The sequence below is a fragment of the Chitinophaga caseinilytica genome, assembly GCF_038396765.1.
Classification (GTDB): domain Bacteria; phylum Bacteroidota; class Bacteroidia; order Chitinophagales; family Chitinophagaceae; genus Chitinophaga; species Chitinophaga caseinilytica.
Window position 1 is genome coordinate 1,674,086 of record NZ_CP150096.1, and the last position, 14,172, is coordinate 1,688,257.

The 14,172-nt window shown below is 53.8% G+C and carries 16 protein-coding genes; 10 read left to right on the forward strand and 6 right to left on the reverse strand.

Features of this window, described 5'->3' with window-relative positions:
- Positions 1 to 8 precede the first annotated feature (8 nt).
- Positions 9 to 968, reverse strand: coding sequence for a YheT family hydrolase (locus WJU22_RS07175; protein WP_341842564.1), 960 nt, complete (start codon positions 966 to 968; stop codon positions 9 to 11).
- A 95-nt stretch (positions 969 to 1,063) separates the two neighbouring features.
- Here WJU22_RS07175 and WJU22_RS07180 point away from each other — a divergent pair, with 95 nt between their 5' ends.
- Positions 1,064 to 1,786, forward strand: a complete 723-nt coding sequence (locus WJU22_RS07180) for a DUF2490 domain-containing protein (RefSeq protein WP_341842565.1) — start codon at positions 1,064 to 1,066, stop codon at positions 1,784 to 1,786.
- An 84-nt stretch (positions 1,787 to 1,870) separates the two neighbouring features.
- Here WJU22_RS07180 and WJU22_RS07185 read toward each other — a convergent pair whose 3' ends face one another.
- Genes WJU22_RS07185 through WJU22_RS07195 form a run of 3 tightly spaced genes read right to left on the reverse strand, consistent with a single transcriptional unit; the run spans position 1,871 to position 4,354 of the window.
- A complete protein-coding gene (locus tag WJU22_RS07185; RefSeq protein WP_341842566.1) occupies positions 1,871 to 3,100 on the reverse strand; it encodes an MFS transporter in 1,230 nt (409 codons plus the stop codon).
- A gap of 42 nt (positions 3,101 to 3,142) precedes the next feature.
- Positions 3,143 to 3,814, reverse strand: coding sequence for a FadR/GntR family transcriptional regulator (locus WJU22_RS07190; RefSeq protein ID WP_341842567.1), 672 nt, complete (start codon positions 3,812 to 3,814; stop codon positions 3,143 to 3,145).
- 54 nt (positions 3,815 to 3,868) lie between these two features.
- On the reverse strand, positions 3,869 to 4,354 hold the full coding sequence (locus WJU22_RS07195) for a hypothetical protein (protein ID WP_341842568.1): 486 nt from the start codon (positions 4,352 to 4,354) through the stop codon (positions 3,869 to 3,871).
- Between the two features lie 110 nt (positions 4,355 to 4,464).
- Between WJU22_RS07195 and WJU22_RS07200 the strand changes: the two genes are divergently transcribed.
- The 9 genes from WJU22_RS07200 (at position 4,465) to WJU22_RS07240 (ending at position 10,710) form a co-directional block, all read left to right on the forward strand.
- Positions 4,465 to 4,734, forward strand: a complete 270-nt coding sequence (locus WJU22_RS07200) for a hypothetical protein (RefSeq protein ID WP_126245653.1) — start codon at positions 4,465 to 4,467, stop codon at positions 4,732 to 4,734.
- Between the two features lie 238 nt (positions 4,735 to 4,972).
- Complete coding sequence (locus WJU22_RS07205; protein ID WP_341843758.1) at positions 4,973 to 5,560, forward strand: ion transporter; 588 nt, start codon at positions 4,973 to 4,975, stop codon at positions 5,558 to 5,560.
- A 213-nt stretch (positions 5,561 to 5,773) separates the two neighbouring features.
- Positions 5,774 to 6,214, forward strand: coding sequence for a nuclear transport factor 2 family protein (locus WJU22_RS07210; RefSeq protein WP_341842569.1), 441 nt, complete (start codon positions 5,774 to 5,776; stop codon positions 6,212 to 6,214).
- Between the two features lie 97 nt (positions 6,215 to 6,311).
- On the forward strand, positions 6,312 to 6,482 hold the full coding sequence (locus tag WJU22_RS07215) for a hypothetical protein (protein ID WP_341842570.1): 171 nt from the start codon (positions 6,312 to 6,314) through the stop codon (positions 6,480 to 6,482).
- Positions 6,483 to 6,494: 12 nt separating this feature from the next.
- The gene (locus tag WJU22_RS07220) at positions 6,495 to 6,695 is read left to right on the forward strand and encodes a KTSC domain-containing protein (RefSeq protein ID WP_341842571.1); all 201 of its coding nucleotides are present in this window, start codon (positions 6,495 to 6,497) and stop codon (positions 6,693 to 6,695) included.
- Positions 6,696 to 6,795: 100 nt separating this feature from the next.
- Entirely contained in the window at positions 6,796 to 8,094 is a 1,299-nt protein-coding gene (locus WJU22_RS07225; RefSeq protein ID WP_341842572.1) for an MFS transporter, read from the forward strand.
- Entirely contained in the window at positions 8,091 to 8,600 is a 510-nt protein-coding gene (locus tag WJU22_RS07230; protein WP_341842573.1) for a DinB family protein, read from the forward strand. Before WJU22_RS07225 ends, WJU22_RS07230 begins: the two co-directional genes overlap by 4 nt.
- A gap of 9 nt (positions 8,601 to 8,609) precedes the next feature.
- A complete protein-coding gene (locus tag WJU22_RS07235) occupies positions 8,610 to 9,158 on the forward strand; it encodes a dihydrofolate reductase family protein (RefSeq protein ID WP_341842574.1) in 549 nt (182 codons plus the stop codon).
- A gap of 577 nt (positions 9,159 to 9,735) precedes the next feature.
- Entirely contained in the window at positions 9,736 to 10,710 is a 975-nt protein-coding gene (locus WJU22_RS07240; RefSeq protein WP_341842575.1) for a terpene synthase family protein, read from the forward strand.
- 25 nt (positions 10,711 to 10,735) lie between these two features.
- On the opposite strand, the gene WJU22_RS07245 is transcribed toward WJU22_RS07240, so the two are convergent.
- Positions 10,736 to 12,328: a hybrid sensor histidine kinase/response regulator gene (locus WJU22_RS07245; RefSeq protein WP_341842576.1), complete on the reverse strand. Its 1,593-nt coding sequence runs from the start codon at positions 12,326 to 12,328 to the stop codon at positions 10,736 to 10,738.
- A gap of 283 nt (positions 12,329 to 12,611) precedes the next feature.
- Positions 12,612 to 13,874: an acetyl-CoA C-acetyltransferase gene (locus WJU22_RS07250; RefSeq protein ID WP_341842577.1), complete on the reverse strand. Its 1,263-nt coding sequence runs from the start codon at positions 13,872 to 13,874 to the stop codon at positions 12,612 to 12,614.
- Between the last annotated feature and the right edge of the window lie 298 nt (positions 13,875 to 14,172).

The window sequence follows — 14,172 nt, forward strand, 5'->3', positions numbered from 1 at the left end:
TGCGCGTGTTAACGATGCTGGTCGATGAATTGCCAGGCCCGTTTCTCCGACCAGTAATATTTTTCGGAAAACGTCACAAATCCAACGTGGCCGCCGGACTCAGGGGTTTCCAGGTGGAAGTTCCGGTTAGAGGATGCGGCACTGAACGGATAGGAGCCTTGCCCGAGGAAGGGATCGTCGAGGGCGTTGATGAGCAATGTGGGAATGGTGATGCCGGACAGGTAAAAAATGGAGCTGGACAGGCGCCAGTAATGCTCCGCGTTTTTGAAACCATGCAGCGGCGCGGTATAGCGGTCGTCGAACTCGCGGAAGTTGCGGATGGCGGAGAAGCCTTCCAGGGAAATATCGTGGGGATACGCTTTCGCTTTTTCGGTGAGTTTTTCGCCGAGGGAGCGGATGAAGCGCATGCGGTAAATACTGTTCTGGCGCTTTTCCAGCTCGGTGGAACTGTCCAGCAGATCTACCGGAACGGAAATGGCCACGGCCGAGCGGATTTGCGGGTGGATGGCGGAGCCGCGCTCGCCGAGGTACTTCAGCGTTACGTTCCCGCCCAGGGAAAACCCGATGAGGTGGATGTGGTCGTACTGCGGGGCGATGTGATCGATCACGGTCTGGAGATCGCCGGTTTCGCCGCTGTGGTAGAATCGGAGGGCTTTGTTGGATTCGCCGCTGCACCCGCGGAAGTTCATCGACACCGTATCGAACCCGCTTTCGTTGAAAATATGTACCATCCCCGTTACGTATTGCCGGCGGGAATCGCCCTCCAGGCCGTGGAGAATTAGCACCGCGCTGCGGCTGCCTTTCCGGCTGAAATCGAGATCGAGGAAATCGTTATCGGGCGTTGTGATGCGTTCCCGCACATAGTCGGCGGGCGGAATGCGGCGGAAAAGCGTAGGGAATACGGTGAGCACATGCCGGTTGCTCAGCAGGAATGGGGCAGTGTAATCTGTAGAGGTCAGTACCGGCATATGCAGGAAAATTTAATACGGTAAAGGTAGGATTTACTGGACAAACGGCCGTTGCAGGGTTGGTGGCCGGGCGATCATGTGCTATTTTTGAATATATGATCAGATCACTTTTATTATGTGCGCTCCTCATCCAAAGCGCCTCCGTCATGGCACAAAGCCAATTCAGCGGCTGGTTCGCCAATTTCTCGACCTTCCGCATCCCCGACTCGAAGTTCAGCATCCATTTCGACGGGCAGCTCCGCAGCTCCGACGAATGGGAAACGCTGCAAACCTTCATCCTGCGGCCGGGTATCAACTATCATGTCCGAAAGAACATGGTCCTCACCGCCGGCTATGCCCTCATCGAAAACCGGACGCTGGGCGATTTTTTTGCCGAGCACCGCATCTGGGAACAGTTCATCGTTAACCACAACGTGGGCGGGTTCATGCCGCTGCAACACCGTTTCCGGGTGGAGCAACGCTTCATCCCTACGGTGCGGGCGTTTACCGGGGAGCCCGAAAAGGTGGAAACCAACGTATCCCACCGGGTGCGGTATTTCGTGCGCGGGTTGCTGCCTTTCAGCGGTCAGGCCGGGTTTAAAAAAGGGATGTTCGGCGCCCTGCAGAACGAGATTTTCATCAACTTCGCCAACACCCGGTACGCCAACAGTCACGCGTTCGACCAGAACCGGGCCTACGGCGCCATCGGGTACCGCTTCAGCCCGAAATTCGACCTGGAAGCGGGGTACCTGCATCATTACACGATGCGTTTCAACGGACAGAACACCAGTTTTGTCAATAACAACGTGATCCAGGTGGCAACGTACGTACGGTTATAGTTTACGAACCGATCTATATTTCCGTGCAAAGAAAAAGGATGACCCATGCGGTCATCCTTTTTTGGTTAACGAACGGTGGATGCGTTATTTCTTGCGGCTGCCTTCGATATTGGGCAGGAAGCCCGTGAGCAGGCCGATGAGCGGCAGGTAAGCACACACTTCGTACACGTAATAAATGCTGGTACGGTCTGCCAGTTCGCCAAGGAGCGCGGAGCCGACGCCGGCCATGCCGAACGCGAACCCAAAGAACAGTCCGGCGATCATGCCCACTTTCCCCGGCACCAGTTCCTGCGCATATACGAGGATGGCGGAGAAGGCGGAAGACAGGATCACGCCGATGAACACGCTGAGGATCACCGTCCAGAACAGGTTGGCGTGGGGCATCAGCAGTGCGAAGGGCGCTACGCCGAGGATGGATATCCAGATCACGTATTTGCGGCCGATGCGGTCGCCGATGGGGCCGCCGATGAATGTGCCGGCTGCGATGGCGAAGAGGAACACGAACAGGTAAATCTGCGAATGCTGTACCGATACGTTGAATTTCCCGATGAGGTAGAACGTGTAATAGCTGGTGAGGCTCGCCATGTAGAAGTATTTCGAAAAAATAAGCAGCAGCAGGATGAACAGCGCGAACGCCACTTTTCCTTTCGACAGCTGAATGGCCGCGTGGTGCCCGGATTTCTTTTTCGGCTTGATGCGGTCCGTATTGCTGAGGTACCATTTGCTGATGCGGAGCATCACGAAAATGGCCAGCAGTGCGATGAGGGAGAACCACGCCACGCTCGGTTGCCCGAACGGCACGATGATGGCCGCGGCGAGCAGGGGGCCGAGGGAGCTGCCGGTGTTGCCGCCTACCTGGAACAGCGATTGCGCCATGCCGTGGCGCCCGCCCGATGCCATGTACGCCAGCCTCGATGCTTCGGGGTGGAATACGGCGGAGCCAACGCCTACCAGGGCCACCGATACGAGCACGATGGGGAAGGAATGCGCCATGGCCAGGCACAGCAGCCCGATCAAGGTGAAGCCCATGCCGATAGCGAGGGAATAGGGCTGGGGGCGCTTGTCGGTATATAAACCAACGAGCGGCTGCAGGATGGAGGCGGAAAGCTGGAAGGTCAGCGTAATCAAACCTACCTGTGAAAAACTGAGGGTAAGCGAATCCTTCACCAGCGGGTAGATCGCGGGGATGAGGGACTGAATGGTGTCGTTCAGCAGATGCGTGAAGCTCAGGGCGATGAGGACGGAGAATGTGGTTTTCTCCGCCAGTTGCCGGGCCTGTGCCTGCCGGTCTTCCGTTTCAAGCGTAGTTTCCATTGATTGTCAGATCATCTGATGTTTATAGTGTAAAGAATGGTTTCAACGGCTGTGTGTGCTGATACGCGTGGCCCAAACCAGCGCCTGTTCTGCATCCTGGTCGGCGATAGCGTCGAGCAGGGCTTTGTGCATGTATTGGGTCAGCGCGAAATCGCTCGTGTCTTTATGCCGGTCTTTGAAAGACTGCAGCATGTGCGTGGCGATGGTCTGGTACAATTCGAGCATGATGCTGTTCTTGGACGCCACGGCGATGCTCGTATGGAAATGTACGTCGGCCTGCATGGTAGCGTCTACGTTGCCGGCTTTGGCGAATTTTTCGCGGGCGCGGAGGAAGGTTTTCATCCGGGCGAGGTCTTCGCGGGTGCGGTGGAGCGCTGCTTTCTCGGCGATTTTCACTTCGAGGAGGAGGCGTACTTCGTTCAGTTCCTGGTAGTCTGCCGTGTGGAGCTTCCGGCCGAGGGGGCCGGTCAGCGGCTGGCTGGACGTCACGAAGGTGCCCTGGCCCTGCTGCACCCGCAGCATGCCCGCGTTCACGAGGAGCCGTACCGCTTCGCGGACGGAACTGCGGCCCACGCCGAACAGCAGCATGAGCTCCGGCTCCGAGGGCAGGCGGTCGCCCACGGCGTAGGTGCCGCCGGTGATCATGTCCTGCAACCCGGCGGCTACATCGTCTGCCAGACTGTTCCGTTTGAGTATGGTAACCTGTTTCGTCATATCATCTGATGTTTGCAAAGGTAAAAAACCTTCCCGGAAATGGAAGGGTATTTTTTACCGGTCGCCATTTGGGGCGAGGGTCCACAGGAAAATGGCGAGCAGGAGTGCGATATTGGTTCCGTCCAGACATTCGAATTCCAGGGTTTCTCTGCTATTGCCTATCAGCGATTTGATAAGTGTGGTGGGTTTGATGGGTGATAGCCGGGCCACCAGTTCCCCGTTCCGGAAAAAGCAGAACACGCCGTCGGGGTACCAGAAGGTTTCGATGATTTCGTCTGGGCGCCGCAATTCCAGGTATTGGAATTCCCAGTTCCGGCATAACAGCGGATAAGTACGGTTGCTGTTTTTTGCATCGGTTACAACCGGCATCATGGAGCCGGGACGATTGCAAATCGTAACGCGTGCCGTACCGGTGGTGTTTTCGAGGATAACAGGCATGTCGTTGAATTGATAATCCAATGTTGCGGTGAAAGGAGCGCCGGGCAGATCGGGCCCTTTTATACTGACGGAATGTAGTTGGCGGCGGAACTCGAGTATCAAGGTATAAGGTTTTCTTTCCCCCGCAAACGACATACCGGATTTAGGTGTTTTTCATACGGGTTAAAATCCTATTTTTGTAGTCACTGGTTTGTAACTAAAATGATTATCCAATGGCACTACCGAAGTTCATGATTGCAGATGATCCCGTAACGGACCCGGACAACGAGTATATTTTTCATACCGAGAAGCCCAGGTTCTTTGCGAAACGCGTGGAAGAAGACGAAGAAGTAGCGTATATCGATATCGTGGAAGAAATCGATAACGTGGAGGAATATTTCCATGGCGAGCCGGAAAAGAAACAACAACTGCTCGATGAGCTGGAAGACTGGTATTATGCTTACCTCGAGTGGCTGGAAGATGAGGAAGACGAAGAAGACTAAGAAGACTAAGCATGCAACCCATCCCTCCTGCCTGGCAACAACGCCTGCATAAGGTCATTTACGAATCGGACACGCCGGCCGGCAAAGCGTTCGACATTGCCCTGCTGGCCTGTATCCTGACGAGTATCCTCGTTGTCATGCTCGATAGTGTGGACAGCCTCCATAGCCGCTATGGCGGCCTTTTTTTGCACTGGAATGGGCGTTCACCATTCTTTTCACCATCGAATACATCCTTCGACTGGTCTGTATCCGCAAGCCCGTCCGCTTCGTGTTCAGCCTCCTCGGCGTCATTGATCTCCTGGCGCTCATCCCTTCCTACCTCAGTTTCCTGTTCGCCGGAGCGCAATCGCTGCTTGTACTGCGCGCCCTTCGCCTGCTGCGCATCTTCCGGATCTTCCGCCTCGTTCATTTCATTTCCGAAATGCGCTTCCTCACCGTCGCCATCGGCCGCAGCCTGCGGAAGATCAGCATCTTCATCCTGTTCGTGCTCACCTGCGTCATTATACTCGGTTCCGTCATTTACCTTGTTGAAGACCATAACGCCGGGTTCACCAGCATCCCGCAATCGGTCTACTGGGCGATCGTGACAATCACCACCGTGGGTTATGGAGACGTGGCGCCTGCCACGCCGCTCGGGAAATTCATCGCCAGCTTCATCATGCTCCTCGGCTACGGCATCATCGCCGTTCCCACCGGCATCGTTACCACCGAAATGGCGCACGCCTACCGCGAGAAAGGGCATTCCACCAATGTATGCCCCGGTTGCGGCCGCGAAGGGCACGACACCGACGCGAAATTCTGCAAGTTCTGCGGAACGAAGCTCTGATCGCTAGTTGCAATGGCCCAGGGCCCAGTAAATGATAATGAAAATGAGGATCGTGCTGAGGCAGCCGCCGCCCAGTTTCTTGGCGCCGTATCCTGCAATGAGGGCTCTCCAGAATTTATTCATAAAGCGAAGATTTAGTTGCTGCCGGCCAACAACCATGCCGGTAACCTAATTTACGTTATTTCGTTCACCCGCCATCCAAACCATTTTCATATGCAGACACAACGGATGATTGAAGCCCTGCAGGAAGTGTTCATCGCCGCCGACGAACGCGACTGGGAACGCTGTCGCGCCGCACTGGCCGACAAAGTTTTCCTCGATTATTCTTCCCTCAGCGGCATCCCCGCGCAGGAGCTCTCCGCGGCAGACATCGTGACGTCGTGGATGGGGTTTCTGCCCCGCTTCAAAGCCACCCATCACCAACTCGGTAATTTCTCCGTGCAGGACGATGGGGAATCCGCCATCGTCAAATGCTACGGCACCGCCACCCATTTCTTTCCCACCGCTTCCGGGCAGAACGTCTGGGCCGTGGTTGGCACCTACGAAGCGAAACTGGCGCGGTGGAAAGACGGCTGGAAAGTGACGGCGCTGCGCTTCAACCTCCGGTACCAGGACGGGAACCTGGCGCTGGCGGAGATCGCTGCCGTGGAATAAAATCCACAGCGCGGGGAAAATCCCTTTCCCCCTACGCAGTTCCCGCCCGAAGAACGCAGTCTGGCATCATTCTTCCGCTACTGGAAAGAAAAAGACCATGTCATCAGGACTGCTTGCATTCATCGTACTCGTAGCCGCCATCCTGTTGTATGTATTCATCCAGCAGAACCGGAAAACGCGCGACAAAGGACAGGGTAAACTTATCAACCGGAACGTACCGCCCTACGACCCCGATAAAACCGGGGCGGGTGGCGGGCACGACGAATAAAAATCCCGTTCCATGCCGTCTACCGTTATCAGGCATATGCGATACAACCCGGAAACGGAGGTACTCGTCATCACTTTCGTGTCGGGGAAAGTATATGCTTACCGGCCCGTGCCGCCAGACGTGTACGCCCGCATGTTGCAGTCCGGCTCCAAAGGACAGTTCTTCAACCGTTTCATCCGCGACCGGTTCGACTATCGCCAACTTTACAACTAAACTGGCCTGAAATCCCCTGAAAATTGGCGCTTCCTGCCATCTTACAATCCCCGGAATGGCCGTACCATTGTGTTACCGGAATACCATTTAACCACTTTCCATGAAATCGTTCTACGCTATACTCGTCAATTCCATCGTTGCCGGGATCACCAATACGTTCGTCTGGTTCGCCGTCACGTTTTGGGTGTATCTCGAAACCCGTTCTGTGCTCACCACTTCCTGGATGGCCGGTATTTACATCGGCACCGTGGCGGTTTCGGGGTTTTACCTTGGATCGCTGGTAGACCATTACCGGAAGAAAAACGTCATGATGCTGTCGAGCATCGCATCACTGGTCTTTTTCGGGTTGGCGGGGATGGTGTATGCGCTGTCGCCCGCGGAAGCGTTCAGGCATGCGGGGAGCCCTTTGCTGTGGGTGTTCATCGTGCTGTCGCTCATGGGCGCGCTGGCGGGCAATCTCCGGTATATCACGCTTCCTACGGTGGTGACGATCCTGGTGCCGGAAGACATGCGCGACCGGGCGAACGGGATGGTGGGAACGGCCAACGGCACTGCGTTCCTGGTGGCGTCGGTCTTTAGCGGACTGGCGATCGGGCTGTTGGGGATTTTCTGGACGATGGCGCTGGCGGTGATCGGCACATTGCTTTGCATTCTGCACCTCATGTTCGTGCATATGGACGAAACCCTCCATCACGAGGCCCACAACGAAAAGCCGCGGCTCGATGTGAAAGGGACCATCCGGATCGTTCAACAAATCCCCGGGCTGTTCGGGCTCATTTTCTTCAATACGTTCAACAACTTCCTGGGCGGGGTTTTCATGGCTTTGATGGACCCGTACGGACTGTCGCTCGTATCCGTTGAAGTCTGGGGCGTGCTCTGGGGCGTGCTGAGCCTGGGGTTCATCGTTGGCGGGATTGCGGTTTCCAGGATGGGATTGGGGAAGCAGCCCATCCGCACGCTGTTTACCTGCAATATCATTATGTGGACGATCTGCATATTTTTCGCGCTGCAGGCTTCCATCGTGTTGCTGGCGGTGGGAATGTTTGTTTATCTCAGCCTCATTCCCGTGGTGGAAGCAGCGGAGCAGACCATCATCCAGAAAGTGATACCGCTGGAACGGCAGGGGCGCGTGTTCGGGTTTGCGCAAAGCATCGAGCAGGCCGCGTCTCCGCTGACGGCCATCATGATCGGGCCCATCGCGCATTTCGTTTTCATCCCGTTCATGACCACCGGCGAAGGCGCCCGGATCCTCGGGCCGTGGTTCGGTACGGGGCTGGACAGGGGGATCGCGCTGCTGTTTACCATGACGGGGCTGCTGGGGCTGGCCGTCACGCTTTTCGCGAAGCGGACGCGGGCATATTCCCATCTGCTGAACATCGCATCAAATCTGAAACCATGAATACACAAGACGTTGCACAGGCAGGAAAGGTAGCCGCATGGCTCCTCCTTTACGACGGGCATACGCCCATGTTCAACAATGTGCTGGAAGGCATTTCGGAAGCGGATGCCCGCAAGCGGCTGGATACGCCGGCCAATCACCCCATCTGGCTCGCGGGGAGCCTGGTGCAGGAACGGTTCGAAATGGCGAATGCATTGGGGTTGAAAGAGCAGCAGCAGGCACATTTGTTGTTCGACAATCATAAAGGCATCCAGGCGGATGCGGAATATCCATCGCTGGATACGCTGCGCGCAGATTGGGCGCGCATCACGCCCATACTGCGGGACGCGTTCAGTAAAGCATCTGCTGAAAAGCTCCATGGGCCTAATCCCTGGCCGATGCCGGAAATGGAACAGATCAGTTTGCTGGATATGTTGCTATATTGCATAGACCGCGAATCCTATTGCATCGGCCAACTGGGCCTGTGGCGGCGGTTGCTCAACTATCCGCCCATGCGTTACTCATAAAAACAGAACATGCGTAAACTTTTCGTTTCCAATCTCGTATCGCTCGACGGCTATATCGCCGGGCCCAACCGCGAGATCGACTGGCACAATGTAGACGGCGAATACGAAGCCTATGGGGTACAGATGATGAATGCCTGCGGCGCCATCCTTTTCGGGCGCATCACTTACGACCTGATGGCTGGTTACTGGCCCACGGCTACCGACAATAACCCGGAGGTGACGCGGCAGATGAACGTGCTGGAGAAATACGTGTTCTCGAACACGCTGCGATCGGCAGACTGGCAAAACGCGCAGGTGGTGAAGGAGCCGATGGGGCCGTTCGTGCAGCGGCTGAAGGAGGAAGAAGGGGCAGACATCGTCATTTTGGGGAGTGGAACGATCGTGTCGCAGCTGACGGAGCTCCGGTTGATCGACGAATACCGGATTTTTACGGTGCCGGTGCTCCTGGGCGGGGGGGTCCCTGCTTTTCCGCCGTCGTTCAAGCGGGCGGGTCTGGAGCTGGTGTCGTCCCGGGAATTCAGTGAAGGGAACGTGTTGAATACGTATTGGGTGAAGTAGCGATTTTATGGAAAAAAGTATCATATGACCGGTGGTTCCTTGTGGGGGCCGCCGGTTTTTTTATGTATTTCGGGTGTTTTTGGGAGATGATCCGATGGATGGGAAAGGATGGATTTCCGGGGAATGAACAAACAGCTTAACTTGCCAATTATCAGCTGGTAAATAATTAATTATCAAGATGTTGAAAGTGCGTTGTCGTGAAAAGACAATGCCAAAATGATGTTTAAACATATACTGGCGGAAAGCGCCCATTTTTAACAAAAGAAGACAATCGGCTTACTGAGGCCTTTTCGCGGGGGAACACATTAACTGATTGACACATAAAACATCCGAGTAATTCGTGTAACTTTTGTCATAGTTACCCGGCGGGAATGCAAGTCGGGTGATAGTAACCATAGGGCACAGAAAAGGATGCACACTCCATCGTGACACTTTTTCTTCACTATTCAGACAGCGAAATAATGAGGGGATAGCATGAGACGGACAGGCGAAAGGCCTGTGACCGCTGCGTCCCCTTTATGCATAGCAAGACAAGCGTTTACACATTTATATTTCTTTATCTAAAAAGCACTTTACCATGAAAGAGATCCTTAATGCCAATGCACTGCAGTATTCCTTCACTCATCGCCTGAACCCTAATGCCGAAGCCATGGAGGCCTTGCTCCGCACCTGGATCGAGACGGATTACAACTGGCTGCCGGACAAGATGAAGTTCAAGTACGGAAAAACGGGTATGGGACACTGCGGGGGCTGTATTTTTCCTCACGCGTCTATGGCGCAACTGACTGCTGTCTGCCGGTTTTTCATCTGGGCGTTTACGGTGGATGATATTCATGAGTTATCTGATCCTGCTGAAATCGACCGCATCCGCAAAATTTCGCTGGATGCCTTGCGCTACGGGCGTTTTACCAGCGATGAAGAAATTTTCAATTCGTTGCCGAAGATGCGGGAAGAACTGTTATCGATGACATCTCCGCAATGGATGGACCGCTTTTGTGATAGCCTCGACCGTTATTTCGACGGATTGAAGGAAGAGGTGTTTTATCGTGTGCCGCAAATTTTCCCCGACTTCGAAACTTTTGTGAAAATCCGCATGAAAGCCGTAAATGTATATTCGATGATCCATTTATGCGAAGCGATAACGGGTACCACACTTCCCGACCATGTTGTCAAACATCCTGTGATAGATCGCCTGGAACAGCTTTCCTGCAGCATCCAAGCCTGGTCCAACGATTATTTTTCGGCGCACCTGGAAAAGGGCAACGATGTTATGAACCTCGTATTGATCATCGAGAACGAAAGAGGTTGCTCATTGGGCGAGGCCTATCTCGAGGCGTTAGCCATTCATGACGCGGATGCCGACGAATTCGTATCGCTTACGAACCAATTGCCGGACTTCGGCATCTGGAATAAAGCCGTTGGTCTTTATGTTGAAAATCTCCAGCTTATGATCGCCGGAAACCTATATTGGACGTTGAACCTTACCGAGCGTTACAAAAAAGGTGGACATCCTTCCGAGGATCTGGCAAAGGCCAAGGAAATGGCAGCATAGCAGCCAGTTTAGCTTTGTGAACTCATTAAGCCAGTGCTTGCGAATGCAGGTGCTGGCTTAGTTGTTGAAGGAGGGTTGCCCGGTCATATGGTTTGCGGATCACGCCCTGTGCGCCTTGATTCAACCATTGCTCAACAGGCCCGCTTTTGCCGGTGATCATGATTACCGTAATATGCCGGAAACGCTCGTCTGCCTTGAGGAACTGCAACGTAGCGCTACCGTTCATGGTTTGCATACTATCGTCCAGGATGATGCAATCCGGCAAAGTAGCGTTAGCCTCGAGTTTATCGATCAGCTGCCGGCCGTCGATGCTGGAAGTGATGGCACAGCCGAAAGATTGCAGCAGCGAACCGAGCAGTTTGTTTTGCATGAGATCGTCTTCCGCGAAACTTAGATTCAGGCCGGCCAGCTGGTGGGAAGTCTGTTCCGGAGCCGATTCCTCCGGCATTTGGCCGGCCACCAGCGGGAAGGAAATGGTGAAAGTGGTCAGCCCGTTTTCACTGGTAACATGATAAGAGCCTTCGCATTGGTCCATGATATTGCGAACGATATATAAACCAAGGCCGGAACCTTCGATCTTTTTATTGTGCTTCGCAGTCATGAATTTATTAAACAGCAGTTTGATTTTTTCCTGTGGGATATCGGGGCATTGATTGGCAACCGATATTTCTATGAAGTTATTGCTGTTATTGTAGATGCTGTGCAGTCTTATCTGGATGGGCGTGCCTTCCCTGCCGTATTTTATGGCATTCGAGATGAGATTGGTGATCGCGATATTCATCTGGAGCGGATCGCTTTCGATATACCGGGGCAGAGAATTATCGTAAGTCAGCTGAATGGGCAGGTTGCGGGATTCGGCTTTGATTTGCTGAATCTTGATGATGTTTTGAATGAAGCTTTGCAGTTCGAATGTTTCCGGATGAATTTCGGCTGGGCCGCCATTTTCGATCTCGCCCATGTTCAACACGTTATTGACGATGTTGCGCATGCTGTGGTTGATGGTTGACAACTGTTCTACGTAAGGCTTCAGCTTTTCAAACTCCGGATTGTCCTTCATCTCGGTGTTCAACAGGTCGATCAGGATGGTATTGGATGCCAGGTTGTTCCTCATTTCATGCGATGTCTTGAAAATCAGCATGGACACCTGGTTCAGCAGGATCTTGTTTTCCCGGATGTCTTGCACGAAATAACCTAATACCAAAGCATCAAAAAGCAGGAAGCAAGGCAAAGCCACCCATCGAAGAAGATATTGGAATTCTTCCGCCAGTTGCAGCGGAGGAACGATGTTGTAATAATAGTTTACTTCCAGTGCGATCAATGTGAAGATCGCAGCGGCGATACCCGTTATTCTTTGCCAGCGTTTCCTGTAAACGAGAAAGCTGATCCCGAAAATAAAGACGAGGATGAGGGAAATATTAATGATCTTCCCGAGAATGGCCGCAAAATACAACGCACAAAGGCAATGCGCGAGCAGCACGCCGAGGCTGGCCGCTTCATATTTTTTCTGCCTGTTCAGAAAAATAATGAACAGAAAAAGTGCGCCCTCAAAAACTGCAGGAATTAATATCCCGTTTTCCCCCGAATACAGGTAGAAAAAGAATCCGATGGAAACTGCCAATAGTGCCGTGATAAAACAAATACTATTGACCGTCCGTATTTTATGCGCCTTTTCTTCTGGTAAACCTTTTGAGCCTGCGGCAATGATCAGGTTAACCCATCCGAAAACAGTTGTCAGTATGTAGGCGGGGTATCGCATGTTTGGGTTTTTAGAAACGTTTCCTAGCGTGGTTTTTCCAATTGACTTAGATCGGGTTTCTCGTACCAAGATACCGAATAAATCCGCTGAATTTGTTAATTGATTGTAAATAGTAGATGGGTTGTCATAAACTCTCCGTAGTGCCTTATTTTTCCAGAATAGCGGTTACGCCCATGCCTCCGGCCGTACATATGCTCACCAGCGCCCGCCCGCCACCACGCGCATGCAGCAGCTTTGCGGTCTGCCCCAGAATCCGCGCGCCGGTTGCCGCAAAAGGATGCCCCAGCGCCACGCTCCCTCCCTTCACATTCAGCTTCTCCCGGTCGATGGCGCCCAAAGCCCCGCTGAACCCCATTTTCCTGCAATAGGCATCATCTTCCCAGGCCTTCAGGTTACACAACACTTGACCCGCAAAAGCTTCGTGGATCTCGTATACGTCGAAGTCCTGCAGTTTCAATCCGTTGCGCCGCAGCATGCGCCCCACCGCCCAGGTAGGCGCCATGAGCAGCCCTTCGCCATGCACGTAATCCACCGCCGCGGATTCCGCGTCCGCGAGATACGCCAGCACTTCCCAGCCGCGGCGGGCGGCATAGTCTTCCGAAGCAAGCAGCACTGCAGAAGCGCCGTCGGTATAGATCGTGCTGTTGCCGGCCGTGAGCGTGCCGGCGGGAGATTTGTCGAACGCGGGCTTCAGGAGGCCGAGCTTTTCCAGGCTCGTATCCCCGCGAACGATCGTATCCTTTTTCGCCCCCATGAACGGGAAAACAAGATCGTCGTAAAACCCTTCCTGCCAGGCCTTTTCAGCATTCCGGTGGCTCGCCAGCGCCAGCTCATCCTGCGCCTGGCGCCCGATTCCCCATTCCTTGACCATCAGTTCCGTATGCTCGCCCATCGAAAGACCCGTCCGCGGTTCCACGATGCCGGGGTACACCGGTTTCAACTCGGAAGGCCGGATGGAAAAGAGGATTTTCATTCTGTCCCCGAACGTTTTGGCGGCCCGCAGGGAAGTCAGTTTCCAGGAGAGTTTTTGCTGCAATTGCAAGGGCAGATCGCTGTTGGTATCGCTGCCGCCGGCGATGCCGGCTTCGATTTGTCCGGCCGCGATGCGGAGCCCCAATTGCACGGCTGCGTCGAGGCTCGTGCTGCAGGCCCGCTGCAGGTTGTAGGCCGGCGTGTGCGGGTCGAGCCCGCTGTCTTGCACGCATTCCCGCGCGAAGTTCCATTCTGTGGACCGGTTCAGCAGCGCGCCCAGCGCCACGTCTCCCAACCGCTCGCCTTCCAGCCCGAATTTCTTCACGAGGGCCTGCAGGCAGGGCGTGAGCAACTGCTGGTTGGAAAGGCGGTTGTATTCCCGGAACGACCGTACGAACGGGATGCGCTGTGCACCGATGATGGCGGCTTTTCTCATGGCAAACGGGTTTTACAGGCTGGATTTGTTATTGATATGTGAACGGTTTTTCTACGGGATGTAAGTTACGAATTGCCGGGGCTCGCTGTACCCCTTAAATAGATGTGGCAACACAAAATAGAACTTATACTACAACGGAATTTTTTATACATTTTTAAACCCGCTTTTATTTAAAAAGTGTTTGCAAACCCTTTCACTTTATTTCAGCGCATTTCAATTTGTTAACATTATCATAAAGTCGATTTCGTGTTTATGTAACACGAAGACAGTTCCTTTGCGCCTTCGAACTAAAACATTA

Bases quoted from the DNA above. Each gene is read 5' to 3' on its own strand.
- WJU22_RS07175 (WP_341842564.1), bottom strand. From the start codon at position 968: ATGCCGGTACTGACCTCTACAGATTACACTGCCCCATTCCTGCTGAGC.
- WJU22_RS07180 (WP_341842565.1), top strand. From the start codon at position 1,064: ATGATCAGATCACTTTTATTATGTGCGCTCCTCATCCAAAGCGCCTCC.
- WJU22_RS07185 (WP_341842566.1), bottom strand. From the start codon at position 3,100: ATGGAAACTACGCTTGAAACGGAAGACCGGCAGGCACAGGCCCGGCAA.
- WJU22_RS07190 (WP_341842567.1), bottom strand. From the start codon at position 3,814: ATGACGAAACAGGTTACCATACTCAAACGGAACAGTCTGGCAGACGAT.
- WJU22_RS07200 (WP_126245653.1), top strand. From the start codon at position 4,465: ATGGCACTACCGAAGTTCATGATTGCAGATGATCCCGTAACGGACCCG.
- WJU22_RS07210 (WP_341842569.1), top strand. From the start codon at position 5,774: ATGCAGACACAACGGATGATTGAAGCCCTGCAGGAAGTGTTCATCGCC.
- WJU22_RS07215 (WP_341842570.1), top strand. From the start codon at position 6,312: ATGTCATCAGGACTGCTTGCATTCATCGTACTCGTAGCCGCCATCCTG.
- WJU22_RS07220 (WP_341842571.1), top strand. From the start codon at position 6,495: ATGCCGTCTACCGTTATCAGGCATATGCGATACAACCCGGAAACGGAG.
- WJU22_RS07225 (WP_341842572.1), top strand. From the start codon at position 6,796: ATGAAATCGTTCTACGCTATACTCGTCAATTCCATCGTTGCCGGGATC.
- WJU22_RS07230 (WP_341842573.1), top strand. From the start codon at position 8,091: ATGAATACACAAGACGTTGCACAGGCAGGAAAGGTAGCCGCATGGCTC.
- WJU22_RS07235 (WP_341842574.1), top strand. From the start codon at position 8,610: ATGCGTAAACTTTTCGTTTCCAATCTCGTATCGCTCGACGGCTATATC.
- WJU22_RS07240 (WP_341842575.1), top strand. From the start codon at position 9,736: ATGAAAGAGATCCTTAATGCCAATGCACTGCAGTATTCCTTCACTCAT.
- WJU22_RS07250 (WP_341842577.1), bottom strand. From the start codon at position 13,874: ATGAGAAAAGCCGCCATCATCGGTGCACAGCGCATCCCGTTCGTACGG.